General features: G+C 72.6%; 20 protein-coding genes. 12 read left to right on the top strand and 8 right to left on the bottom strand.

Going from position 1 to position 23,576, the window contains the following annotated elements:
• The first annotated feature begins 2 nt into the window (after positions 1-2).
• Positions 3-1,946: an excinuclease ABC subunit UvrC gene (uvrC, locus tag V6U81_RS07925; RefSeq protein ID WP_334486041.1), complete on the top strand. Its 1,944-nt coding sequence runs from the start codon at positions 3-5 to the stop codon at positions 1,944-1,946.
• On the opposite strand, the gene recQ is transcribed toward uvrC, so the two are convergent.
• Entirely contained in the window at positions 1,943-3,787 is a 1,845-nt protein-coding gene (recQ, locus tag V6U81_RS07920) for a DNA helicase RecQ (protein ID WP_334486039.1), read from the bottom strand. The genes uvrC and recQ overlap by 4 nt on opposite strands.
• Positions 3,788-4,042: 255 nt before the next feature.
• On the opposite strand from recQ, the gene rapZ reads away from it, so the two are divergent.
• The 8 genes from rapZ (at position 4,043) to V6U81_RS07880 (ending at position 11,056) form a co-directional block, all read left to right on the top strand.
• Positions 4,043-4,963 carry an RNase adapter RapZ gene (gene rapZ / locus V6U81_RS07915; RefSeq protein ID WP_420883992.1) on the top strand — a complete coding sequence of 307 codons (921 nt, stop codon included), beginning with the start codon at positions 4,043-4,045 and terminating at the stop codon, positions 4,961-4,963.
• The gene (locus tag V6U81_RS07910) at positions 4,960-5,922 is read left to right on the top strand and encodes a gluconeogenesis factor YvcK family protein (RefSeq protein WP_334486037.1); all 963 of its coding nucleotides are present in this window, start codon (positions 4,960-4,962) and stop codon (positions 5,920-5,922) included. Before rapZ ends, V6U81_RS07910 begins: the two co-directional genes overlap by 4 nt.
• Before the next feature lie 54 nt (positions 5,923-5,976).
• On the top strand, positions 5,977-6,957 hold the full coding sequence (gene whiA, locus V6U81_RS07905) for a DNA-binding protein WhiA (protein WP_334486035.1): 981 nt from the start codon (positions 5,977-5,979) through the stop codon (positions 6,955-6,957).
• A 263-nt stretch (positions 6,958-7,220) separates the two neighbouring features.
• Positions 7,221-8,225: a type I glyceraldehyde-3-phosphate dehydrogenase gene (gene gap / locus V6U81_RS07900; RefSeq protein WP_334486033.1), complete on the top strand. Its 1,005-nt coding sequence runs from the start codon at positions 7,221-7,223 to the stop codon at positions 8,223-8,225.
• A complete protein-coding gene (locus tag V6U81_RS07895) occupies positions 8,222-9,421 on the top strand; it encodes a phosphoglycerate kinase (protein ID WP_334486031.1) in 1,200 nt (399 codons plus the stop codon). Before gap ends, V6U81_RS07895 begins: the two co-directional genes overlap by 4 nt.
• Entirely contained in the window at positions 9,421-10,212 is a 792-nt protein-coding gene (tpiA, locus tag V6U81_RS07890) for a triose-phosphate isomerase (RefSeq protein WP_334486028.1), read from the top strand. Before V6U81_RS07895 ends, tpiA begins: the two co-directional genes overlap by 1 nt.
• A gap of 95 nt (positions 10,213-10,307) precedes the next feature.
• Entirely contained in the window at positions 10,308-10,568 is a 261-nt protein-coding gene (secG, locus tag V6U81_RS07885) for a preprotein translocase subunit SecG (RefSeq protein ID WP_334486026.1), read from the top strand.
• 143 nt (positions 10,569-10,711) lie between these two features.
• Complete coding sequence (locus V6U81_RS07880) at positions 10,712-11,056, top strand: RNA polymerase-binding protein RbpA (RefSeq protein WP_334486024.1); 345 nt, start codon at positions 10,712-10,714, stop codon at positions 11,054-11,056.
• 49 nt (positions 11,057-11,105) lie between these two features.
• Here V6U81_RS07880 and pgl read toward each other — a convergent pair whose 3' ends face one another.
• From pgl to tkt, 6 genes are all read right to left on the bottom strand, one after another.
• A complete protein-coding gene (gene pgl, locus V6U81_RS07875) occupies positions 11,106-11,876 on the bottom strand; it encodes a 6-phosphogluconolactonase (RefSeq protein WP_334486021.1) in 771 nt (256 codons plus the stop codon).
• Positions 11,877-11,999: 123 nt separating this feature from the next.
• Positions 12,000-13,016: a glucose-6-phosphate dehydrogenase assembly protein OpcA gene (locus V6U81_RS07870; protein ID WP_334486018.1), complete on the bottom strand. Its 1,017-nt coding sequence runs from the start codon at positions 13,014-13,016 to the stop codon at positions 12,000-12,002.
• A gap of 31 nt (positions 13,017-13,047) precedes the next feature.
• The gene (gene zwf / locus V6U81_RS07865; RefSeq protein ID WP_420883991.1) at positions 13,048-14,589 is read right to left on the bottom strand and encodes a glucose-6-phosphate dehydrogenase; all 1,542 of its coding nucleotides are present in this window, start codon (positions 14,587-14,589) and stop codon (positions 13,048-13,050) included.
• 11 nt (positions 14,590-14,600) lie between these two features.
• Positions 14,601-16,247, bottom strand: a complete 1,647-nt coding sequence (locus V6U81_RS07860) for a glucose-6-phosphate isomerase (protein ID WP_334486015.1) — start codon at positions 16,245-16,247, stop codon at positions 14,601-14,603.
• Positions 16,248-16,317: 70 nt separating this feature from the next.
• Positions 16,318-17,499, bottom strand: coding sequence for a transaldolase (gene tal / locus V6U81_RS07855; protein WP_334486012.1), 1,182 nt, complete (start codon positions 17,497-17,499; stop codon positions 16,318-16,320).
• 16 nt (positions 17,500-17,515) lie between these two features.
• A complete protein-coding gene (gene tkt / locus V6U81_RS07850) occupies positions 17,516-19,654 on the bottom strand; it encodes a transketolase (protein WP_334486009.1) in 2,139 nt (712 codons plus the stop codon).
• A gap of 290 nt (positions 19,655-19,944) precedes the next feature.
• Here tkt and V6U81_RS07845 point away from each other — a divergent pair, with 290 nt between their 5' ends.
• The 3 genes from V6U81_RS07845 to V6U81_RS07835 all read left to right on the top strand — a co-directional run bounded on the left by V6U81_RS07845 (position 19,945) and on the right by V6U81_RS07835 (position 22,407).
• Positions 19,945-20,898, top strand: a complete 954-nt coding sequence (locus V6U81_RS07845; RefSeq protein WP_334486006.1) for a heme o synthase — start codon at positions 19,945-19,947, stop codon at positions 20,896-20,898.
• Between the two features lie 238 nt (positions 20,899-21,136).
• Complete coding sequence (locus V6U81_RS07840) at positions 21,137-21,469, top strand: hypothetical protein (protein WP_334486004.1); 333 nt, start codon at positions 21,137-21,139, stop codon at positions 21,467-21,469.
• Between the two features lie 8 nt (positions 21,470-21,477).
• Positions 21,478-22,407, top strand: coding sequence for an ATP-grasp domain-containing protein (locus tag V6U81_RS07835; RefSeq protein WP_334486001.1), 930 nt, complete (start codon positions 21,478-21,480; stop codon positions 22,405-22,407).
• 151 nt (positions 22,408-22,558) lie between these two features.
• On the opposite strand, the gene V6U81_RS07830 is transcribed toward V6U81_RS07835, so the two are convergent.
• Positions 22,559-23,521 (bottom strand): COX15/CtaA family protein, encoded by a 963-nt coding sequence (locus V6U81_RS07830; protein ID WP_334485998.1) that lies wholly within the window; start codon positions 23,519-23,521, stop codon positions 22,559-22,561.
• Positions 23,522-23,576 lie beyond the last annotated feature (55 nt).

Raw genomic sequence — 23,576 nt, 5'->3', positions numbered from 1 at the left:
CGGTGGCTGATCCCTCGACCTACCGTCCGGCGCCCGGCACCATCCCGGAGTCGCCGGGGGTCTACCGGTTCCGCGACGGCACCGGCCGGGTGATCTACGTCGGCAAGGCGAAGAACCTGCGCAGCCGGCTCAACTCCTACTTCGGCGATCTCTGGGGCCTGCACGAGCGCACCCGGCAGATGGTCACCACCGCCGAGTCGGTCGACTGGATCACCGTCGGCACCGAGGTCGAGGCGCTCCAGCAGGAGTTCACCTGGATCAAGCAGTACGACCCCCGGTTCAACGTCCGCTACCGCGACGACAAGTCCTACCCCTACCTGGCCGTCACCCTCGACGAGGAATACCCGCGCCTGCAGGTGATGCGCGGGGCCAAGCGCAAGGGGGTGCGCTACTTCGGGCCCTACTCGCACGCCTGGGCGATCCGCGAGACGCTCGACCTGCTGCTGCGGGTCTTCCCGGCCCGCACCTGCTCCTCCGGGGTGTTCAAGCGGGCCGGCCAGGTCGGCCGCCCCTGCCTGCTGGGCTACATCGGCAAGTGCTCCGCGCCCTGCGTCGGCAGCGTCTCCGCCGAGCAGCACCGCGACATCGTCGACGGCTTCTGCGAGTTCATGGCCGGCCGTACCGACAGCATGGTCCGCCGGCTCGAACGGGAGATGACCGAGGCCAGCGAGCAGTTGGAGTTCGAGCGGGCCGCCCGGCTCCGCGACGACGTGGCCGCGCTGCGCCGAGCGATGGAGAAGCAGACCGTGGTGCTCGGCGACGGCACCGACGCCGACGTGGTGGCCTTCGCCGACGACCCGCTCGAAGCCGCCGTCCAGGTGTTCCACGTCCGCGACGGCCGGGTCCGCGGCCAGCGCGGCTGGGTGGTGGAGAAGACCGAGGACCTCAGCACCGGCGACCTGGTGCACCACTTCTGCACCCAGGTCTACGGCGGCGAGCAGGGCGAGGCGGACGTCCCCCGCGAGCTGCTCGTCCCCGAGCTGCCCGCCGACGCCGACGCGCTGGCCGACTGGCTCTCGAGCCACCGGGGCAGCCGGGTGTCGCTGCGGGTGCCGCAGCGCGGCGACAAGAAGTCGTTGATGGAGACCGTCGAGCGCAACGCCAAGGACGCCCTGACCCGGCACAAGCTCAAGCGGGGCAGCGACCTGACCACCCGCAGCAAGGCGCTCGACGAGATCAGCGAGGCGCTCGGCATGCGTACCTCGCCGCTGCGCATCGAGTGTTTCGACGTCTCCCAGATCCAGGGCACCGACGTGGTGGCCAGCATGGTGGTCTTCGAGGACGGCCTGCCGCGCAAGAGCGAATACCGCCGCTTCATCGTCCGGGGCGCCACCGACGACCTCTCCGCCATGTCCGAGGTGCTGCGCCGCCGCTTCGCCCGCTACCTCGACGCCCGCGCCGAGACCGGCGAGATCGGCGAGGAGACCGCGTCGGATCCGGACCGCCCTGGCATCGACCCCACCACCGGCCGGCCGCGCCGGTTCGCGTACCCGCCGCAGCTCGTGGTCGTCGACGGGGGCGCACCGCAGGTGACCGCCGCCGCCCAGGCCCTCGCGGAGCTGGGCATCGACGACGTGGCGCTCTGCGGGCTGGCCAAGCGGCTGGAGGAGGTCTGGCTCCCCGACGACGAGTTCCCGGTCATCCTGCCCCGCACCTCGGAGGGGCTCTACCTGCTCCAGCGGGCCCGGGACGAGGCGCACCGGTTCGCCATCACCTTCCACCGGCAGCGGCGCTCCAAGCGGATGACCGAGTCGGCGCTCGACAACGTGCCCGGGCTGGGGGAGGTGCGCCGCAAGGCGTTGCTGCGCCACTTCGGCTCGCTCAAGCGGCTCTCCGCCGCCACCGTCGAGGAGATCACCGAGGTGCCCGGGGTGGGCAGGCGGACCGCCGAGGCGATCCTCGCCGCCCTCGACGGCGACGAGGCGAAGGCCGGGGCCGCCGACTAGCCCTGGTCGGCGAGGACGGCGAGGAGCTGCTCGCCGTACTTGGCGAGCTTGTTCTCGCCGACGCCGTTGACCCGGGACAGCTCGGCCAGGGAGGCGGGGGCGTCCGTGGCGATCTGCCGCAGGGTGGCATCGTGGAAGATCACGTACGCCGGGACGCCCTGCTCCTTGGCCGTCGCGCCCCGCCAGGCGCGCAGCCGTTCGAACAGCGACGCGGCGGCGGGGGAGAGGTCGGCGACCACGGTGGCCGCGCCGCGCGGCTTCGTCGACCGGGTCGACGCGGGCTTCTCCGGCTCCCGGCGCATGGTCACCGTGCGCCGCCGGCCCAGCACCTCGGCGCTGGCTTCGGTCAGCGCCAGCGTGCCGTAGTCGCCCTCGACCGCGAGCAGCCCCTCGGCCAGTAACTGGCGCACCACCCCGCGCCACTCCGCCTCGCGCAGCTCGCCGCCGATGCCGAAGGTGCTCAGTGCGTCGTGGCCGTACTGGGTGATCTTCTCGGTCGTCCGGCCGAGCAGGATGTCGACGCAGTGCCCGGCGCCGAAGCGCTGGTTGCGTTCCCGGTCCAGCCGGAAGACGGTGGAGAGCAGCTTCTGCGCCGCCACCGTGCCGTCCCAGGTCTCCGGCGGGGTGAGGCAGGTGTCGCAGTTGCCGCAGTCGGCGGAGCCCGGCTCGCCGAAGTAGTCGAGCAGCTGCGCCCGGCGGCAGCGCACCGTCTCGCAGAGGGCCAGCATCGCGTCCAGGTGGGTGGCGAGGTTGCGTCGGTGGGCGAGGTCGCCCTCCGAGGTCTCGATCATCTTGCGCTGCTGCACCACGTCCTGGAGCCCGTACGCGAGCCAGGCGGTGGAGGGCAGCCCGTCCCGGCCGGCCCGCCCGGTCTCCTGGTAGTAGCCCTCCACCGACTTGGGCAGGTCGAGGTGGGCGACGAACCGGACGTCCGGCTTGTCGATGCCCATCCCGAAGGCGATGGTGGCCACCATGACCAGTCCGTCCTCGCGCAGGAAGCGCTGCTGGTTGGCCGCGCGGGTGCGGGCGTCCAGGCCCGCGTGGTACGGCAGGGCGGCCACGCCGTTCTGCACCAGGAACTCGGCGGTCTTCTCCACCGAGGCGCGGGAGAGGCAGTAGACGATCCCGGCGTCGCCCGGGTGCTCGTCGCGGAGCAGGGTCAGCAGCTGCTTGCGCGGCTCCCGCTTGGGCACGATCCGGTACTGGATGTTGGGCCGGTCGAAGCTGGCGACGAAGTGCCGCGCCTCGGTCAGCTTGAGCCGGGTGGCGATCTCGGCCCGGGTGGCGCCGGTGGCGGTGGCGGTCAGCGCGATCCGGGGCACGGCCGGCCACCGCTCGTGCAGCATCGACAGGGCCAGGTAGTCGGGGCGGAAGTCGTGCCCCCACTGGGACACGCAGTGCGCCTCGTCGATGGCGAACAGCGCGATCCGGCCCCGGTCGAGCAGCTGCTGCACACCCCGGGTGCCGAGCGCCTCGGGGGCGAGGTAGAGCAGGTCCAGCTCGCCGGCGACGAAGGCCGCCTCGACCTTGCGCCGGGCGTCGAGGTCCTGCGTCGAGTTGAGGAAGCCGGCCCGGGCGCCGACCGCGGTCAACGCGTCGACCTGGTCCTGCATGAGCGCGATCAGCGGGGAGACCACCACCGCGACGCCGTCCCGGACCAGGGCCGGGATCTGGTAGCAGAGCGACTTGCCGCCGCCGGTGGGCATCAGCACCAGCGCGTCGCCGCCGGCCACCACGTGGTCGATGACCTCCCGCTGGAAGCCGCGGAAGGCGTCGTAGCCGAAGACCCGGTTGAGCACCCGGAGGGCGTCGGAGGTACGCGTCTCGGTGGGGGAGGTCATCCGGGGAGTCTACGAGCCGGCCCCGACACCGTGGCCGGCGCCGAGCGGGGCCGCGACCGGCCGTCGGGGGACGGGCGGGGGAATACCGCGCCCGCCGGCGCCGCTTTCCATCGTGGCGACACCGGACCGGGCAGGACACCGCACCGGTCGGACGGGCACGAACCGATCGACAGCGCCCGCCGGGATAGAGTCGCTGACTGACCACGCGCGTCCGGCGGACCGGGCGCGGCGCCACGGACACCGGGGGTAGCGGGAGTGAGCGAGGCGCGGACGGCCGGCGGGTACGCCCCGGACGGCCCCAGCACCACGGCGGAGGCGGACACCACGTTGGTGGTGGTCACCGGGCTCTCCGGTGGCGGCCGGAGCACGGTGGCCCGGGCGTTGGAGAACGTCGGCTACTACGTGGTGGACAACCTGCCACAGGCGCTGATGCTGGACATGGCCGAGCTTGCGGTCAAGGCCGGCGGCGCGGCCCGGCGTACGGCGATGGTGCTGGACGTCCGCTCGCGTGCCTTCTCCACCGACCTGGCGGGGGCGATCCGTGAGCTCAAGGAGCGCGGCTTCTCCCCGCGGGTGGTCTTCGTCGACGCCGACGACGAGGTGCTGATCCGTCGCTTCGAGAGCGTCCGCCGCTCGCACCCGTTGCAGGGCGAGGGACGGCTGGCCGACGGCATCGCCGTCGAGCGGGCGCTGCTGGAGGAGGCCCGCGACCAGGCCGACGTGATCATCGACACCAGCCACCTCAACGTCAACCAGCTCCGCCGCCGGGTCGAGGAGCTCTTCGGCGGGGAGGACGCCCGCCGGCTGCGGGTCACCGTGCTCTCCTTCGGCTTCAAGTACGGCCTCCCGCCGGACGCCGACTTCGTCCTGGACGCCCGGTTCCTGCCGAATCCGTACTGGGTGCCGGAGCTGCGCGAGCACACCGGGCGGGAGGAGGCGGTCAGCGCGTACGTGCTGGGCCAGGAGGGCGCGGACGCCTTCGTGGCGTCGTACGCCGAGTTGGTCAACGCCACCACCGCGGGCTTCGAGCGGGAGGGCAAGCGCTACCTGACCGTGGCGGTCGGCTGCACCGGTGGCAAGCACCGCAGCGTGGCGATCACCGAGGAGCTGGCCGGTCGGCTGCGCGAGGCCGGCCTCGCCGCCAACGCGCAGCACCGGGACCTGGGGCGGGAATGACCGGGACGAGGGTGGTCGCCTTCGGCGGGGGGCACGGCCTCTCCGCCTCGCTGCGCGCGCTGCGGCACTGCACCCCGGAGCTCGACCTGGACATCACCGCGGTGGTCACCGTCGGCGACGACGGCGGCTCCAGCGGGCGGCTGCGCGCCGAGCGCGGCGGCCTGCCCCCGGGCGACCTGCGGCAGGCCCTGGTGGCGCTGGCCGGCGACCACCCCGCCACCCGGCGCAGCGCCGGGCTGTTCCAGCACCGGTTCACCGGGGACGCCGGCGACGGGCTGGCCGGGCACGCGGTGGGCAACCTGGTGCTCTGCGGCCTGATCGAGCAGCTGGGCGACCCGGTGGCCGCCCTGGAGCACGCCGGGGCGATGCTCGGCGCGGTGGGCCGGGTGCTGCCGATGTCCCGCCAGCCGGTCGGCATCGAGGCCCGGGTCCGGGGCGCCGACCCGGACCACCCCGACGAGGTACGCACCGTGCGCGGCCAGCACCAGGTCGCCGTGAGCACCGGCCGGGTGGAGTCGTTGCGGCTCACCCCGGACGCCCCGGCCGCCTGCGACGAGGCGGTGGCCGCGGTCAAGGAGGCGGACTGGTTGATCTTCGGACCGGGGAGCTGGTACACCAGCGTGCTGCCGCATCTGCTGGTCCCGGGACTGGCCGCCGCGGTCGTGGCGAGCCCGGCCCGCCGGCTGGTCACGCTCAACCTGGCCGCCGAGAAGGAGACGCTCGGCCTGTCGGCGGCCGACCACCTGGCCGCCCTGCACTGGTACCTTCCGCAACTCGCGGTGGACTACGTGCTGGCCGATTCGAAGGCGGTGGGTGACCCCGAACCGGTCGGACGTGCGGCAGAATCGCTGGGTGCCCGGCTGGTCCTCGCCCCCGTGGCCGTCACCGACGGCTCGCCCCGGCATGACCCGGCAGCCCTGGGCGCCGCGCTGGTGCCTGTCCTGGGCGCCGATCGTTAAGCACGTACGTAATCACCGGCGACACGCCGGTACGGGTCCGTGGAGGGGCGCAGAATGGCGATGACGGCTGCGGTCAAGGACGAGCTGAGTCGGGTCGACGTGCCCAAGCCCTGCTGCCGCCGGGCGGAGATGGCGGCGCTGCTGCGCTTCGCCGGCGGGTTGCACATCGTCTCCGGCCGGGTGGTGGTCGAGGCCGAGTTGGACACCGGGGCGGTGGCGCGCCGGCTGCGTCGGGAGATCGCCGAGGTGTACGGCTACCCCAGCGAGATCCACGTGCTGGCCTCCGGCGGGCTGCGCAAGGGCAGCCACTTCATCGTCCGGGTGGTCAAGGACGGCGAGGCGCTCGCCCGGCAGACCGGCCTGCTCGACGTCCGTGGCCGGCCGGTGCGCGGCCTGCCGCCGCACGTGGTGGCGGCGAACGTCTGCTGTGCGGTGTCGGCGTGGCGGGGCGCGTTCATGGCGCACGGCTCGCTGACCGAGCCGGGCCGCTCCAGCGCGCTGGAGATCACCTGCCCCGGGCCGGAGTCCGCGCTGGCCCTGGTCGGCGCGGCCCGCCGGATGGGCATCACCGCCAAGAACCGTGAGGTGCGCGGGGTGGACCGGGTGGTGGTCAAGGACGGCGACGCGATCGCCGCGCTGCTCACCCGGATCGGCGCGCACTCCAGCGTGCTGGCCTGGGAGGAGCGTCGGGTGAGGCGCGAGGTCCGGGCCACCGCCAACCGGCTGGCCAACTTCGACGACGCGAACCTGCGCCGCTCGGCGCGGGCCGCGGTGGCCGCCGCCGCCCGGGTCACCCGGGCGCTGGAGATCCTCGCCGAGGACGCGCCGAACCACCTCACCGACGCCGGGCGGCTGCGGCTGGAGCACCGGCAGGCGTCCCTGGAGGAGCTGGGCGCGCTGGCCGAGCCGCCGCTGACCAAGGACGCCATCGCGGGGCGGATCCGCCGGCTGCTGGCGCTGGCCGACAAGCGCGCCCACGACCTGGGCATCCCGGATACCGAAGCTGCCGTCACGCCCGACATGCTCGTGGTCTGATAGGACGGTGAGACGCCAGCATGCGAGCGGGATCACCACCCGGCGCGGCGCGGCGTCCCACGCTCGGATAGGGTCGCTGCGTACGGCAAGGGGGCCGGTACAGGCACTCCTCGCCGTGTTCACCGCCTCGGGCGGTCAGGTCCTCCGGACCGCGGCGGGGTGGCCGAGATGAACCGTCAACGGCCGGCTCCAACGGTCGGCGCACACACCTCCGCCGGTCCGGGTCTGACGCCGGCGGACCAGAACGCGAGGAGATGGGACCTGTGACCATCCGGGTTGGCATCAACGGCTTCGGCCGGATCGGCCGTAACTTCTTCCGGGCAGTGCTGGCTTCCGGCGCTGACATCGAGGTCGTGGCGGTCAACGACCTGACCGACAACGCGACGCTCGCCCACCTGCTCAAGTACGACAGCATCCTGGGCCGCCTTCCGCACGAGGTGAAGGCCACCGCCGACGAGATCACGGTGGGCGGCAAGACCATCAAGGCGTACGCGGAGAAGGACCCGGCGGCGCTGCCGTGGGGCGAGGTCGGCGCGGACGTCGTCATCGAGTCCACCGGCTTCTTCACCGACGCCACCAAGGCGAAGGCGCACGTCGACGGCGGGGCCAAGAAGGTCATCATCTCCGCTCCGGCGAAGAACGAGGACGTCACCGTCGTCATGGGCGTGAACCACGACCAGTACGACCCGGCCAAGCACACGATCATCTCGAACGCCTCCTGCACCACCAACTGCCTCGCCCCGATGGCGAAGGTCCTGCACGACACGTTCGGCATCCAGCACGGTCTGATGACGACGATCCACGCGTACACCCAGGACCAGAACCTGCAGGACGCGCCGCACAAGGACCTGCGCCGGGCCCGGGCCGCCGCCCTGAACATCGTCCCGACCTCCACCGGCGCCGCGAAGGCGATCGGCCTGGTGCTCCCCGACCTCAAGGGCAAGCTGGACGGCTACGCGCTGCGGGTGCCGATCCCGACCGGCTCGGTCACCGACCTGACCGTCAATGTGGGTCGGGAGACCACCGTGGACGAGGTCAACGCCGCGCTGAAGGCCGCCGCGGACGGCCCGCTCAAGGGCATCCTGGTCTACAACGAGGACCCGATCGTCTCCTCGGACATCGTGACCGACCCGGCGTCCTGCATCTTCGACGCGCCGCTGACCAAGGTCGTCGGCAACCAGGTCAAGGTCGTCGGCTGGTACGACAACGAGTGGGGCTACTCCAACCGGCTGGTCGACCTGGTCAAGCTGGTGGGTTCGTCGCTGTGAGCATCCGTACCCTCGACGACCTGCTCGCCGAGGGGGTGTCGGGTCGGCGCGTGCTGGTGCGCGCCGACCTGAACGTCCCGCTCGACAAGCAGACCGGTGACATCACCGACGACGGGCGCATCCGCGCCGTGCTGCCGACCCTGAGCGCGCTGGTGCAGGCCGGCGCCAAGGTGGTCGTCTGCTCGCACCTCGGCCGCCCGAAGGGCACGCCGGACCCGCAGTTCAGCCTCCGCCCGGTCGCCGGGCGGCTCGGTGAGCTGCTCGGCGCGCCGGTGCACTTCGCGGAGGACACCGTCGGCGATTCCGCCCGCTCCACCGTGGACGGCCTGGCCGACGGCCAGGTCGCCCTGCTGGAGAACCTCCGGTTCAACAAGGGGGAGACCAGCAAGGACGACGCCGAGCGGGGCGCCTTCGCCGACCAGCTCGCCGCCTTCGGCGACGCGTACGTGGACGACGCCTTCGGCGCCGTGCACCGCAAGCACGCCAGCGTCCACGACGTGCCGGCGCGGCTGCCGCACGTGGCGGGCCGGCTGGTGCTGCGCGAGGTCGAGGTGCTCGGCAAGCTCACCGGCGAGCCGGAGCGGCCGTACGTGGTGGTGCTGGGCGGCTCGAAGGTCTCCGACAAGCTGGCCGTGATCGAGGCGTTGCTGCCGAAGGTCGACCGGCTGCTCATCGGCGGCGGGATGTGCTTCACCTTCCTCAAGGCCCAGGGCCACGAGGTGGGCACCTCGCTGCTGGAGAAGGAGATGGTCGAGACCTGCGGCAACCTCATCGAGCGGTCCGGGGGCAAGATCATGCTCCCGGTCGACGTGGTGGCCGCGGACGCCTTCGCCCCGGACGCCGCGCACGACACGGTCCCCGCCGACGGCATCCCGAGCCACCGGGTCGGCCTGGACATCGGGCCGGAGACGGTGGCCGGCTTCGCCGCCACGATCTCCCAGGCGAAGACCATCTTCTGGAACGGCCCGATGGGCGTCTTCGAGATGCCGGCCTTCGCCGCCGGCACCCGGGGCGTCGCCGAGGCGGTCGCCAAGGCCGACGCGTTCAGCGTGGTCGGTGGCGGTGACTCCGCGGCGGCAGTGCGCTCGCTTGGGCTCGACGAGTCCGCTTTCGATCACATCTCCACGGGTGGCGGCGCCTCCCTGGAATACCTCGAGGGCAAGACCCTCCCCGGCATCGCGGCCCTGGAGAACTGATGGCGAGCGTCACCCGCCGGCCGCTGATGGCCGGCAACTGGAAGATGAACCTGAACCACCTCGAGGCCAACCTGCTGGTGCAGAAGTTGGCCGCGAGCCTCACCGAGAAGCAGCTCACCGACGTCGAGACGGTGGTCCTGCCGCCCTTCACCGACCTGCGGACCGTGCAGACCGCGGTGGACGGCGACAAGCTGCTTATCGGCTACGGCGGGCAGGACCTCTCGCCCTACCAGTCGGGCGCCTACACCGGTGACACCTCCGGGGCGATGCTGGCCAAGCTCGGCTGCACGTACGTGGTGGTTGGGCACTCCGAGCGGCGCGCCTACCACTACGAGGACGACGCCATCGTCAACGCGAAGGTGGCGGCGGCGCTGGCCAACGGGCTCACCCCGATCCTCTGCATCGGCGAGGGCCTGGAGATCCGGGAGCAGCTGCGGCACGTCCCGCACTGCTGCGACCAGCTCGACGGCGCCCTGCAGGGGCTCACCGCGGAGCAGGTCACCAAGGTCGTCGTGGCGTACGAGCCGGTCTGGGCGATCGGCACCGGCAAGACGGCCACCCCGGAGGACGCCCAGGAGGTCTGCGGGGAGGTTCGCAAGCGGCTGGTCGAGACGTACGACCAGGGCACCGCGGACCAGGTCAGGATCCTCTACGGCGGGTCGGTCAAGTCGTCGAACGTGGCTTCGATCATGGCCCAGCCCGACGTGGACGGCGCCCTGGTGGGCGGCGCGAGCCTGGACGCCGAGGAGTTCGCGAAGATCTGCCGGTTCCCGGAGCACACCGCCCGCTGATCGCTCGCTATCCTTGGCTTCGCCCGTCCACCGGTCGGTGCCACCGTGCCCGATCTGTCCGGGCGAGGATCGTAACGAGAGGACTGACCCCAGCCATGCCGATCTGGTTCGCATACACGTTGATCGTGTTGCTGGTCATCACGAGCATCCTGCTCACCATGCTCATCCTGCTGCACCGCGGTAAGGGCGGTGGGCTGTCGAGCATGTTCGGCGGCGGCGTCAGCTCCAGCCTGGCGGGATCGTCGGTGGCCGAGAAGAACCTGGACCGCTACACCGTCCTGGTGAGCATCGTCTGGTTCGCCTGCATCGTCGGGCTCGGCCTCTGGCTGCGGCTCCAGCTCAGCAGCGGGTCCTGAACGGCTTCGCTTAGTCGTACAATCTGCGCGCGGTCCGTCACCAGACGGGCCGCGCGCAGTTCTTTTCGTCCCGCTGCACCGCGTCGCCGCCGCCCATCCCCCTCCGGGTGGTGGTCCCCTCCGACGGACAGGAGCGAGCAGCCGTGTCCAGTGGCAACGTGATCCGTGGTTCCCGGGTCGGATCGTCCCCGGAACGCTTCCCCGAGCGGTACGAGCCCGCCCCGTGCCGCGTGGTGACCTACTGGTGCCGCAATGACCACGCCACCGAGATCAGGGTGGCGGTGCAGGCGGAGGAGCCCCCGCTGTGGGACTGCCCCCGCTGCGGCCTGCCCGCCGGCCGGGACGCGGAGAACCCACCCGGCCGGGTCCGCCCCGAGCCGTACAAGACGCACCTGGCGTACGTGAAGGAGCGGCGCAGCCCCGCGGAGGGGGAGGCGATCCTCGCCGAGGCGCTCGCCGCCCTGCGGCGACGCCGGGGCCGGGACTGACGCGCCGGAGCCCCGGTCCCACCGGGGACCGGGGCTCCGCGTCGTCGACTCAGCGCAGGCTGCGCAGCCGGGGCGGCACGTTGGCCGCCGCCGGCCGGTCCAGCAGCCAGAGGGTGCGCGAGACGCCCCGCGCGCCGGCCGCCGGCAGCTGGACCGGGCCGGCCCCGGCCAGCGCCATCCCGACCGCCCGGGCCTTGTCGGCCCCGCTGGCGACCAGCCAGACCTCCTCGGCCGTGTTGATCGTGGGCAGGGTGAGCGTGGTGCGCAGCGGCGGCGGCTTCGGGCTGCCCCGGACCGCGCTGACCGGCCGGTTGTCGTGGTGCACCGGGTGCTCGGGGAAGACCGACGCCACGTGCCCGTCCTCGCCGACGCCCAGCATCAGGACGTCGAAGTGGGGGAGCGCGGCGTGCCCGGGCCGCGCGGCCCGGGCCAGCTCCTCGGCGTAGGCGGCGGCGGCCGCCTCCGGGTCGGCGCCGGTCGGGCCGTCCGAGGGTGGCATCGGGTGCACCCGGGCCGGGTCCAGCGGCACGGCGTCCAGCAGGGCCGCCCGCGCCTGGGTCTCGTTGCGCTCCGGGTCGCCGGCCGGCAGAAAACGCTCGTCGCCCCACCAGACGTCCACCCGGGACCAGTCGACCGCGTCGCGGGCCGGCAGCGCGGCCACCGCCCGGTACACCGCCGCGGCGATCCGCCCGCCGGTCAGCACCACCGAGGCCTGACCCCGGTCGGCCTGCGCGTCGAGCAGCTTCACCACCAGCCGGGCCGCCACCGCCTGCGCCAGCAGGTCGGCATCGGCGTGGACGGCGACACTCGCCTCACTCATTCGTTGTGCCTTCGTTTCTGCGACCGCCGTCGCGGTCGGTGTTCGTGCCGGGGGCCGACGGCCCAGCCGACGTGGCCCTCGACCGGCATCGCGGGCGGACCGTGGCCCGCCCGCGGGTGGCGGTCAGGGGGTGGCGCTGGTGCCGGCGTGGGCGGTGAGCCCGGCCTCGGCCCGCTGCGCGGTGGCCGGGTCCTTCCAGACGTGCACCCGGTGCGCGGGACGCTGCTCCAGGCCGTGCAGCCCGGCCGCCGCGCCCAGCGCCTCCGCGTAGACCTGGTCGGCGTCGAGCCGGCGCAGCTCCTCGGCCAGCTCGTCGCCGAGCGGGCGGCGCACCAGCGGCAGCAGCCGGTCCTCCTGGCCGGTACGCCGGAAGTTGGCCATGTTCTCGCTGCGGGTCAGCGTCAGCTCGTCGCCGTTGGCGCAGCGCAGCTGCACCTCGCGCATCCTGGGGAACTCGTCGGTGGGCTGCAACTGCGGGTCGATGCCGAGTCGGGCGGCGAGCCAGCCGCGCATCAGCGCCGCCGTCGGGTCGCTGGGCGGCGCCACCACGGTGGCCTCGGTGACCCGGGCCTCGGTGGTGTCGAAGGCCCCCGCGACCAGGGTGCGCCACGGGGTGATCCGGGTCCAGGCCAGGTCGGTGTCGCCGGGTGCGTAGTCCCGGGCCCGCTGGCGCAGCGCCTCGATCGGGTCGGCCGCCTGCGCGGTGTCGGTGATCCGCCGGTCGGCGACCACGCCGAGGAAGTCGGTGGAGATCTCCGCCGGCGGTTCGCCGTGCCACCAGGTGACCACCGGCACGTCCGGTACCAGCAGCGGCATCACCACGGACTCGGCGTGCAGGGCGAGCCGCCCGTACATCCGGGTCACCACCGCCTCGCAGGGGCCGAGCCGGCCGCCGACGACGATCTCGGCGTCCAGCCGGTTGCGTTCCCGCTCGACGTCGGTGCGGACGACGACCAGCAGCCGGCACGGATGGGCGGCCGCGGCGATGGTGGCCGCCGCCTCCGCCTCCCGCACCCGCTTCTCGTCCACCACCACGATCAGCGTGAGCGCCATGCCGCTGGCCACCCCGCCCGCGCTGCGCCGCTCGGCGGCGAGCGCCCTGACCACCTCGTTGCCGGTGGTGTCCCACAGCCCGATCAATGGAGCCTCCTGGTTCGCTCGCTGCGCTTGGTCACGCCCGCCGCCACGCCCGGCCCTCGCGGGCCAGCATCTCGTCGGCCGCGCGCGGCCCCCACTCGCCGGCCCGGTACGGCTCCGGCTTCGTGCCCTCCCAGGCGTGCTCCAGCGGGTCCACCACCTGCCAGCTCTGCTCCACCTCGGCGGCGTCCGGGAAGAGCGTCCGGTCGCCGATCAGCACGTCCAGCACCAGCCGCTCGTACGCCTCGGGGCTGGACTCGGTGAACGCCTCGCCGTACTGGAAGTCCATCGCGATGTCGCGGACCTCCATCGTCGTGCCGGGGACCTTGGAGCCGAACTTCAGCACCACGCCCTCGTCGGGCTGCACCCGGATGACCAGCTGGTTGGGGCCCAACGACTCCATGTCGGCCGCGTTGAACGGCAGGTGCGGGGCCTTCTTGAACATGATCGCGACCTCGGTCACCCGGCGGGGAAGCCGCTTGCCGGCGCGGATGTAGAACGGCACCCCCGCCCACCGGCGGTTCTGGATGCCCAGTTCGACGGCGACGTACGTCTCGGTGGTGGAGTGCTCCGGGACGCCCTCCTCCTCCAGGTAGCCGACCGCCCGCTCGCCGCCCACCCAGCCGGGCAGGTACTGCCCGCGCACGGTGCCTTCGTTGACGTCCTTCGGCAGGGTGATCGCCTTGAGCACCTTCAGCTTCTCGGCCCGGATCTCGTCGGCGTCGAAGCTGGTCGGCTCCTCCATCGCGACCAGGGCGAGCAACTGGAGCAGGTGGTTCTGGAGCACGTCGCGGGCGGTGCCGACCGAGTCGTAGAAGCTGGCCCGGGTGCCGATGCCGACGTCCTCGGCCATGGTGATCTGCACCGAGTCGACGTACTTGGAGTTCCACAGCGGCTCGAAAAGGTTGTTGGCGAACCGCAGGGCCAGGATGTTCTGGACCGTCTCCTTGCCCAGGTAGTGGTCGATGCGGAAGACGTCCTGGCGGGTGAACACGTCGTCGACCAGGTCGTTGAGCTCCTTGGCCGAGGGCAGGTCGTTGCCGAACGGCTTCTCGACCACCACCCGGCGCCAGCCGCCGGACTTGGCGTTGTCGGCCATCCCGGTGCGGGCCAGCTGCTTGAGCACGACGGGGAACGCCGCCGGGGGGATGGAGAAGTAGAACGCGGCGTTGCCGTGGATGCCGTGGGTGTCGCGCAGTTCGTCGAGGGTGGCGGCGAGGTGGTCGAACGCGGCGTCGTCGTCGAAGGAGCCGCCGACGAACTTGATGTTGCCGGCCAGCCGCGACCACACCTCCTCCCGCCAGGGAGTACGGGCGTGCTTCTTGGCCGCCTCGTGGGCCAGCGACTCGAAGTCGCCGGCGGCCCAGTCCCGGCGGGCGAAGCCGAGCACCACGAATCCGGGCGGCAGCAGCCCCCGGTTGGCCAGGTCGTAGACCGCCGGCAGCAACTTCTTGCGCGCCAGGTCACCGGTCACCCCGAAGATCACCAGAGCGCACGGCTCCGGGATCCTCGGCAGTCGCCGGTCCTGTACGTCGCGCAGCGGGTTCACGCCGCCTCCTCGCTCCGTCTGGTGCATGTCATCCATTCTCACGCCGGCCACCGTCCGATCGCATCCAGCAGCCGGGCCAGGCCGGTCGGCCGGTCTGTCAGGTGCAGCCGCAGCACCGGCCGGCCCCGGTCGACCAGCGCCTGCCGGTCACCGGCGGCCTGCGCCGCCTGCAGCTGTCCGAAGGAGTACGGGCGGCCCGGCACCGGCAGATCAACGTCCACCGCGCCGGTCAGCTGAAGGAAGCTGCCCACCGGCGGGCCGCCCTTGTGGAACTGGCCCGTCGAGTGGAGGAACCGTGGCCCCCACCCGAAGGTGACCGGCCGCCCGGTCACCGCCGCGAGCGCCGCCCGCAGCCGCGCCGCGTCGGCGTCCGCCACCGGATCGAGGTAGGCCGTGACGGCCAGGTAGCCCTCGTCGTCCACCTCGTCGACCAGCCGGCGCAGCGCGCCGTCCAGGTCGGTGGGGAAGCCGGCCGGGGCGTACACCTCGACCGGGCCGTCGGTGGACGACGGCGCACCCGCCGGCTCGCCCCGCTCGAGGATCCGCGCGGTGTGCTGCTTGCTCGCGGCGACGTCCGGCTGGTCGAACGGGTTGACGCCGAGCACCACCGAGGCGACCGCGGTGGCGTACTCCCAGGCCAGGAAGTGCGCGCCGAGGGGGCCGTTGACGGCCAGGTCCGGCGCGAGGCCGGCGCCGGGGACGTCCCCGGCGGTCAGCGCGCCGCCGTGGCTCACCGTCAGCACGCCGGGGCCGGTCGCGCCGGGGGCCGACGGCGACTCGACGACCACCGGCAGGATGCCGGCGCCGGCCTTGCCGGTGGACTCGGCGAGCAGTTGCTCCGCCCAGTCGCCCAGGCCGTCCAGGCCGGTGCCGTCGCCGACCAGGGCGACCGTGGCGCGTCCGGTGGTGGCCGCCGCGGCGAGGGCCGCGCCGAGCGCCAGGGCGGGATTGTCCCGGTCCCGGTCCAGCGAGGCGGCGAACGCCTCGGCGTCGTCGAGCAGCTCGATCACGCCCACCCCGGCCAGGGCCGCGGGGAGCAGACCGAACGCGGTCAGCGCCGCGTACCGCCCGCCCACCTCGGGGTCGGCCGGGACGACCACCACGCCCATCTCGTTGGCGGTGGCCTCCAGCGGGGAGCCCGGGTCGGTCACCACCACGAAGTGCCGGGCCGCCTCGGCCTCGGTCATCCCGGCGTCCAGGAACGCCTGCCAGTACGCCCGCCGGTGGCTGTCGGTCTCCACCGTCGTGCCGGACTTGCTGGCCACCACGACCACGGTGCGTTCCAGCCGGTCGGCCAGCGCCGCCCGGATCCGGCCCGGGTCGGTGGTGTCCAGCACGGTCAGCGGGCGGCCCAGGCTCCGGGTGATGGTCTCCGCGGCGAGCGACGAACCGCCCATCCCGGCGAGCACCACGTGGTCCAGGTCTTCCAGTTCCGCCGCCAGCTCGGCGAGCTGGGGGAGCAGTTCCCGGCTGCGGCGGTGGGTGTCCAGCCAGCCGAGGCGGACCTTCGCCTCCGCCTCGGCCTCCGGGCCCCAGAGCGTCGGGTCCCTGCGGGCCAGCCGCCCCGGTACGTCCCGGGCGACCAGCGCCTCGCGTACCGAGGCGGGCGCGGACCGGTCGACCGCGTCCGCGCCCCGCACCGCCAGTCCGGCGGCGGCCTCCGGGCCGGCCGTCGGCTCGCTCACGTCGTCATCCCGGCGACGACGGCGGGAAGCGCCGCGGGGTGGTGCCCCGCGGCGCGTCCGACGCCATTGGTCACGCGTTGCCCCCGGCCTGCTGGGCGGCCTTGGCGCTGCCCTTGGCGGCCTTGTTCGGCGCGCCGGCGCCCTTGGCCGCCTCCGCCAGCGACTTCTTCACCCCGTCGAGCAGCTCCAGCCAGCTGGCCTCGAACTTCTCCACGCCCTCCCGCTCCAGGGTGGCGATCACGTCGGACATGTCCACGCCGACCCGCTCCAGGTCGGTGAAGACCTTCCGGGCCGCGTCGTACGCCCCGGTGATGGTGTCTCCGCCGCGGGTCTCGCCGTGGTCGGCGAACGCGTGGATCACCGACTCGGGCATGGTGTTGACCGTGCCCGGGGCGATCAGTTCCTCGACGTAGATCACGTCCCGGTAGTCCGGGTTCTTGGTCGAGGTGGACGCCCAGAGCGGCCGCTGCGGGTGCGCGCCGGCGTCGGCGAGGGCCTGCCACCGGTCGGAGGAGAAGACCTCGCCGTAGCGCTCGTACGCCAGCTGGGCGTTGGCGACCGCGGCCTTGCCGCGCAGCGCCTTCGCCTCGTCGGAGCCGATCTTCTCCAGCCGCTTGTCGACCTCTGAGTCGACCCGGGAGACGAAGAACGAGGCGACCGAGCCGATGGTGGACAGGTCGTGCCCGTTCGCCTTCGCCTGTTCCAGGCCGGCGAGGAACGCATCCATCACCGCGGAGTAGCGGTCCAGGCCGAAGATCAGGGTCACGTTGACGCTGATCCCCTCGGCCAGGGTGGCGGTGATCGCCGGCAGGCCGGCCTCGGTCGCCGGGATCTTGATGAACAGGTTCGGCCGGTCGACCAGCCACCACAGGGCCTTGGCCTCGGCGACGGTCTTCTCCGTCTCGTGGGCCAGCCGGGGGTCCACCTCGATGGAGACCCGGCCGTCGACGCCGGCGCTCGCGTCGTACGCCGGCCGCATCACGTCGCAGGCCCACCGCACGTCGTACGTGGTCAGCAGGCGTACCGCCTCTTCGACCTCCAGGCCACGGGTGGCGAGGTCCTTGAGCTGCCAGTTGTACTCGTCCGCGTCGCTCAGCGCCTTGGCGAAGATGGTCGGGTTGGACGTCACCCCGACCAGGTGCTTCTCCCGGCGGAGCTGGTCCAGCCCGCCGGAGCTCAGTCGTACCCGGGAAAGATCATCGAGCCATACCGCCACGCCCGCGGCGGTGAGTTCGCTCAGCCTGTCCGTCATGCCGTCCACGCTCCCCTCAGTTGCCGGTCGTGAAACCGGTGATGTCGCCCACCCGGGTCAGCGCCGCGTGCGCGGCGGCCACGATCCGGTCGGGGGTGAACCCGAACTGCTCGAACAGCACGGTGTGCGGGGCGCTGGCGCCGTAGTGCTCCAGGCTCACGCTCTCGCCGCTGTCGCCGACGATCCCGCGCCAGGACATGGCGATGCCCGCCTCCACGCTCACCCGTGCCTTTACCCCGCGCGGCAGGACCGACTCCCGGTACGCCTCGTCCTGCTCGTAGAACCACTCCTGGCAGGGCATCGAGACGACCCGGGTGGGGGTGCCGTCGGCCTCCAGCCGCTCCCGGGCGGTGAGGCAGAGCTGCACTTCGGAGCCGGTACCCACGATGATCACCTGCGGCTTGCCGTTGGACGCCTCGGCCAGCACGTAGCCGCCCTTGGCGACGCCCTCGGCGCTGCCCAGCTTCTCCCGGTCCAGGGTCGGCAACGGCTGGCGGCTCAGCGCCAGCGCGGTCGGCCGGTCGGTGTGCTCCAGCGCCTGTCGCCAGGCCCAGGCGGTCTCGTTGGCGTCGGCCGGGCGGACCACGTCCAGGCCGGGGATGGCCCGCAGCGCGGTCAGGTGCTCCACCGGCTGGTGGGTCGGGCCGTCCTCGCCGAGGCCGATCGAGTCGTGCGTCCAGACGTAGGTCACCGGCAGCTTCATCAGCGCGGCGAGCCGGACGGACGGACGCATGTAGTCGCTGAACACCAGGAAGGTGCCGCCGTACGGGCGGGTGCCGCCGTGCAGGGCGATGCCGTTGAGGATGGCGCCCATGGCGTGCTCACGGATGCCGAAGTGCAGGGTGCGGCCGTACTCGTGGCCCGGGAAGTCCTTGGTGGCGTGCGACGCCGGGATGAACGACGGCTCGCCCTTCATGGTGGTGTTGTTGCTCTCGGCCAGGTCGGCCGAGCCGCCCCAGAGCTCGGGCAGCACCGGGGCGAGCGCCTCCAGGACCTTGCCGGAGGCGGCCCGGGTGGCGACACCCTTGGCGTCGGCGGGGAAGGTCGGCAGCGCGTCGGTCCAGCCCTGCGGCAGCACCCGGCGGCCCATCCGGTCGTAGAGCGCCTTGCGCTCCGGGTTGGCCTTCGCCCAGGCGTCGTACGCGGTGGTCCACTCCTGCTGCGCGGCCTCGCCGCGGCCGAGCACCTGACGGGCGTGCTCGAGCACCTCGTCGGAGATCTCGAAGGTCTGGGCCGGGTCGAAGCCGAGGATCTGTTTCGTGGCGGCCACCTCGTCGGCGCCGAGCGCCGAGCCGTGGATCTTGCCGGTGTTCTGCTTGTTGGGCGCGGGCCAGCCGATGATGGTGCGCAGGGCGATGAAGGAGGGACGGCCGGTCTCCGCCTTGGCGGCCAGCAGCGCCGCGTGGAGCGCCTCGGCGTCCTCGTGGTAGTCGCCCTGGTCGGCGTCGCCGGTCCGCCAGTCGACGGTCTGCACGTGCCAGCCGTACGCCTCGTAGCGGGCCGCCACGTCCTCGCTCTTGGCGATCCGGGTGTCGTCCTCGATCGAGATCTCGTTGTCGTCGTAGATCACGCAGAGGTTGCCCAGCTGCTGGTGCCCGGCGAGGGAGCTGACCTCGTGGGAGATGCCCTCCTCGATGTCGCCGTCGGAGACGATGCACCAGATGTCGTGGTCGAAGACCGAGGCGCCCGGCTCGGCCTCCGGGTCGAAGAGACCGCGCTCGCGGCGGGCGGCCATGGCCATGCCGACCGCGTTGCCCAGGCCCTGGCCGAGGGGGCCGGTGGTGGTCTCGACGCCCGGGGTGTGCCCGTGCTCGGGGTGGCCGGGGGTGAGGGAGGCCCACTGCCGCAGCGCCTTCAGGTCGTCCAGGGCGAGCGGGTAGCCGGAGAGGAAGAGCTGGATGTAGAGGGTGAGGCTGGAGTGCCCGGCGGAGAGCACGAACCGGTCCCGGCCGGGCCAGTTCGGGTCGGCCGGGTTGTGCCGCATGACCTTGTTGAAGAGCAGGTACGCCGCGGGGGCGAGGCTCATCGCGGTGCCCGGGTGGCCGTTGCCGGATTTCTCCACGGCGTCCATGGCCAGCACGCGGACGGTGTCGACGGCCCGACGGTCGAGGTCGGACCAGTTGAGAGCGGGGTGCTCGGGTCGGTTGGCAGCCACGATGGTTGTGCTCCTCGGCAGATGGGCGGAACCCTCACTGATGACCCTATCGAGCCGTCCTAAACGTCCGCCCAGGGATCTGTGCACGCTGTTACGTACGTGTCGACCCGATGGGGGCGTTCAGTGGGCGGCCGGCGACGTCTCAGGCGGGCGGGGTGTGACGGCCCGCACCGTTGTCGGGTCGACCGGGCAGCCAAAACGACGGCGCGTAGTGTGTGGGGCGGTGTCTGGACCCCGTTCCGGGGCCGGCCGACCCGATCTCCCCTGCCGACGCCGGAAGGTGGCAATCCGTGAGCATGATCACCGAGCGCCCCGTCAGCAACTCTGCCGGGCAGCCGCCGGTGCGCACGGTGGCCGAGGAGTCGCCCCGCCGGAACGTCCGGGGGATCGTCGCGTCGTACGTCGCCCTGACCAAGCCCCGCATCGTCGAGTTGCTGCTGGTCACCACGGTGCCGGCGATGATGCTCGCCGACGGGGGTGTGCCGTCGCTCTGGCTGGTGGCCGTGGTGCTGGTCGGCGGCTCGCTCGCCGCCGGCGCGGCCAGCGTCATCAACTGCTACATCGACCGGGACATCGACCAGCTGATGCGGCGCACCAAGCGCCGCCCGCTGCCGGCGCACACCGTCTCGCCGCGCAGTGCGCTGATCTTCGGGCTGGTGCTCGCGGCGGTCTCGACCGTGCTGATGGCGACGTTCACCAACCTGCTCGCCACGGCGCTGACCCTGGCCGCGATCGCCTACTACGACCTCGTCTACACGCTCTGGCTCAAGCGCACCACCACCGCCAACACCTTCTGGGGCGGGGCGTGCGGGGCGGCGCCGGTGCTGATCGGCTGGGCCGCGGTCACCGGGTCGCTGGCCCCGCAGGCGTGGGCGCTCTTCGCGGTGGTCTTCTTCTGGCAGATGCCGCACTTCTACCCGCTGGCCATGAAGTACAAGGACGACTACGCGCGGGCCGGCATCCCGATGCTCCCGGTGGTCGCCTCCCCGCGCCGGGTCAACGCCGAGATCCTGATCTTCGCCTGGCTCACCGTGCTGACCTCCCTGGCCCTCTGGCCGATGGGGATGAGCGCGATCTACGGCGTGCCGACCCTGGTGGTCGGCGCCATCTTCCTCGTCGAGGCGCACCGGCTCTGCCGCCGGGTGGTCCGGGGCGAGGCGGTCAAGCCGATGCGGCTGTTCCACTGGTCGACCACCTACCTGACCATTCTGTTCGCCGCGGTCGCTCTCGACGCGCTGATCTGACCGCCGTGAGGCCTGTTCGCAGGTCGGCGAAGATAAATTTCTCGAGTCGTTTTTCGGACCCTGGCGACAGCCTCAAGTCGGACACATCGGGGCGTAGCAGCCCGCCCGGTTTGGGGTTACCTTTCCGACATGTCCGGGCAATCCACCTGTGGTCTTCCTTAAACCTGTAGGTAATTGGCATCACAAAAGGTTCATGGTTCTCGCACCTATGGGTGGTTGTCTGCTTAGGCTTCGCGTCATGGCAGAAGGTTCCGATACGACGCTGACGACTGAACAGACCACCGAGCGGGCCCCCAACGGCCTGGTCACCGGCATCAAGTCGTTCGCCGCCGGCCACGGCGGCGCGAAGGCGGTCATCGAGTACGTCGGCAAGCGCGGCGCGCGGATCGTCCTCGTCGGCGAGGACGGGGTGTGGGCCGACCAGTTCGCCGACGACACCGTCGTCGCCCGGCAGGCATGCGCGAAGGCGGGAGTCACCGTCGAGAACGCCTGGGAGCGTGAACTCATGGACCAGATGCGTCCGAGCAACGACCTCTGGCGGTCGATGGCCCGGCGCACGATGGCCCGCTGACACATAAATTGATCCACCACCACCAGCAGCCGACCCGGGGGAAACCCCGGGTCGCTCTCGTCACCTGTGACCGGCTCGCCGACCTCGACCCGGACGACCGGCTCGTGCTCGCCCCCCTCGCCGACCGCGGCGTCCACGCCGACGTCGCGGTCTGGGACGACCCGGCCGTCGACTGGGCCGGGTACGACCTGGTCGTGCTCCGCTCGCCCTGGGACTACGCGCTGCGGCGCGAGGAGTTCGTCGCCTGGGCGCGCACCATCCCGACCCTGGTCAACCCCGCCGACGTGGTCGCCTGGAACACCGACAAGCGGTACCTGGGCGAGCTCTCGGGCGCCGGGGTGCCCACGGTCGAGACCTCCTGGGTGCTGCCCGGCGACGGCCCCTGGGACCCACCCGCGGCGCACGGCGAGTACGTGATCAAGCCGGCGGTCAGCGCCGGCAGCCAGGACACCGGCCGGTACGACCTGGCCGACCCGGAACACCGCGAGCTGGCCGTGGCGCACGTGCGCCGGCTCGTGGACGCCGGCCGGGTCACCATGGTCCAGCCGTACCTGAGCGCCGTCGACACGGCGGGGGAGACGGCCCTGCTCTTCCTGGCCGGGCCGGACGGCCTGGCGTACAGCCACGCGATCCGCAAGGGCGCGATGCTGGACGGCCCGGACCTGGGCGTGGAGGGGCTCTACAAGCCCGAGGAGATCACCGCCCGCTCGGCCACACCCGAACAGCTGGCCGTCGCCGAGCGCGTCCTCGCGGCCGTGCCCGGCGGCACGCAGCGGCTGCTCTACGCCCGGGTCGACCTGATCCCCGGCCCGGACGGCACCCCCGTGCTGGTCGAGCTGGAGCTCACCGAGCCCTCGCTGTTCATCGGGTACGCCGACGGTGCCCCCGACCGCCTCGCCGAGGCGGTCCTCACCCACCTGTCCCGCCGCACGCCCTGACCGCCCCGCCCCGCGGCGTCGGATCGGGCATGGCCAACTCAAGAGCACGCTGTATCCACGACGTGGTGGCCTCCCTGAATCAGGGAGGCCACCACGTCCGTGTTCGAGCCTTGCGGGGTGGGTGTGCCGCAGAGGCGGCCCTACGGGGGTGTCAGGCGGCGGCGGTGACCGGGGCCGGGGTCGGCGTGGCGGCCGGGGTCGGCTCGACGGGGTGGCGTTCGCGGGTCGACCAGAGGACCGCGAGGGTGGCCAGCAGGACCAGGCAGGAGCCGAGCATGTGCGCGGCGACCAGCAACGCCGGCAGGTGGGTGAAGTACTGCACGAACCCGATCAGCCCCTGGGAGAGCTCCACCGCCACCAGCACCACGGCGGCCCGGGTGGCCCGGGTCGCGCCGACCGCCTGGAAGGCGAAGACCAGCGCGACCGAGAGCCCGATCAGCAGGAACACCCCGTCGGCGTGCACCTGGGAGATCGACTCCGGGTCCAGGCCGTTGCGGGCCGCGCCCTGGTCGCCGGCGTGCGGGCCGCTGCCGGTCACCCAGGTGCCGATCACCAGGACCGCGACACTGACCACCGTGGTGAGCAGCGCCAGGGTGCGCAGCGGGCCGGGGACCACGGCGACCGCCGGGCCGTCGGGGTCCTTGATCCGCCGCCAGAGCGCGTACGCGGCCGCGATCACCGCCATCGAGGCGAGGAAGTGCAGCCCGACCACCCACGGGTTCAGGTTGGTCAGCACGGTGATCCCGCCGATGACCGCCTGCGCCGGGATGCCGAGGAACACCGCCACCGCCAGCCCCAGCAGCCCCTTGCGGCGAGGCCGGTGGGCCAGCACCGCGAGCACCGTGGCCAGCGCGATGATCCCGACGGCGAAGGTGAGCAGCCGGTTGCCGAACTCGATCACCCCGTGCACGCCCATCTCGGCGGTGGTGGTGTACGAGGCGTCGGTGCACCGGGGCCAGGTCGGGCAGCCCAGGCCGGACGCGGTGAGGCGGACCGCCCCGCCGGTCACGACGATGCCGACGTTCGCCACGATGGAGGCGTACGCGAGGCGGCGCAGCAGGGTGGTGGAGACCGGGAACCGGGTGGATCGCATCACGGAGCGAATCCTACGCACCGTAGTGCTGCCCGATCGGGTGACTCCGCCGGGCCGGTGTGCGGGATCACCGGGA

Source organism: Micromonospora lacuserhaii, from assembly GCF_036902735.1.
Taxonomy (GTDB): Bacteria; Actinomycetota; Actinomycetes; order Mycobacteriales; family Micromonosporaceae; genus Micromonospora.
The sequence above is the reverse complement of the archived record's forward strand: the minus strand, read 5'-3'. Positions and strand labels throughout refer to the sequence as shown.

Coding starts and splice junctions, on each gene's coding strand:
- tal (WP_334486012.1), bottom strand. CDS start 17,499: ATGACGGACAGGCTGAGCGAACTCACCGCCGCGGGCGTGGCGGTATGG.
- recQ (WP_334486039.1), bottom strand. CDS start 3,787: ATGACCTCCCCCACCGAGACGCGTACCTCCGACGCCCTCCGGGTGCTC.
- pgl (WP_334486021.1), bottom strand. CDS start 11,876: ATGAGTGAGGCGAGTGTCGCCGTCCACGCCGATGCCGACCTGCTGGCG.
- secG (WP_334486026.1), top strand. CDS start 10,308: ATGCCGATCTGGTTCGCATACACGTTGATCGTGTTGCTGGTCATCACG.
- V6U81_RS07840 (WP_334486004.1), top strand. CDS start 21,137: ATGGCAGAAGGTTCCGATACGACGCTGACGACTGAACAGACCACCGAG.
- V6U81_RS07910 (WP_334486037.1), top strand. CDS start 4,960: ATGACCGGGACGAGGGTGGTCGCCTTCGGCGGGGGGCACGGCCTCTCC.
- tpiA (WP_334486028.1), top strand. CDS start 9,421: ATGGCGAGCGTCACCCGCCGGCCGCTGATGGCCGGCAACTGGAAGATG.
- zwf (WP_420883991.1), bottom strand. CDS start 14,589: ATGCACCAGACGGAGCGAGGAGGCGGCGTGAACCCGCTGCGCGACGTA.
- whiA (WP_334486035.1), top strand. CDS start 5,977: ATGGCGATGACGGCTGCGGTCAAGGACGAGCTGAGTCGGGTCGACGTG.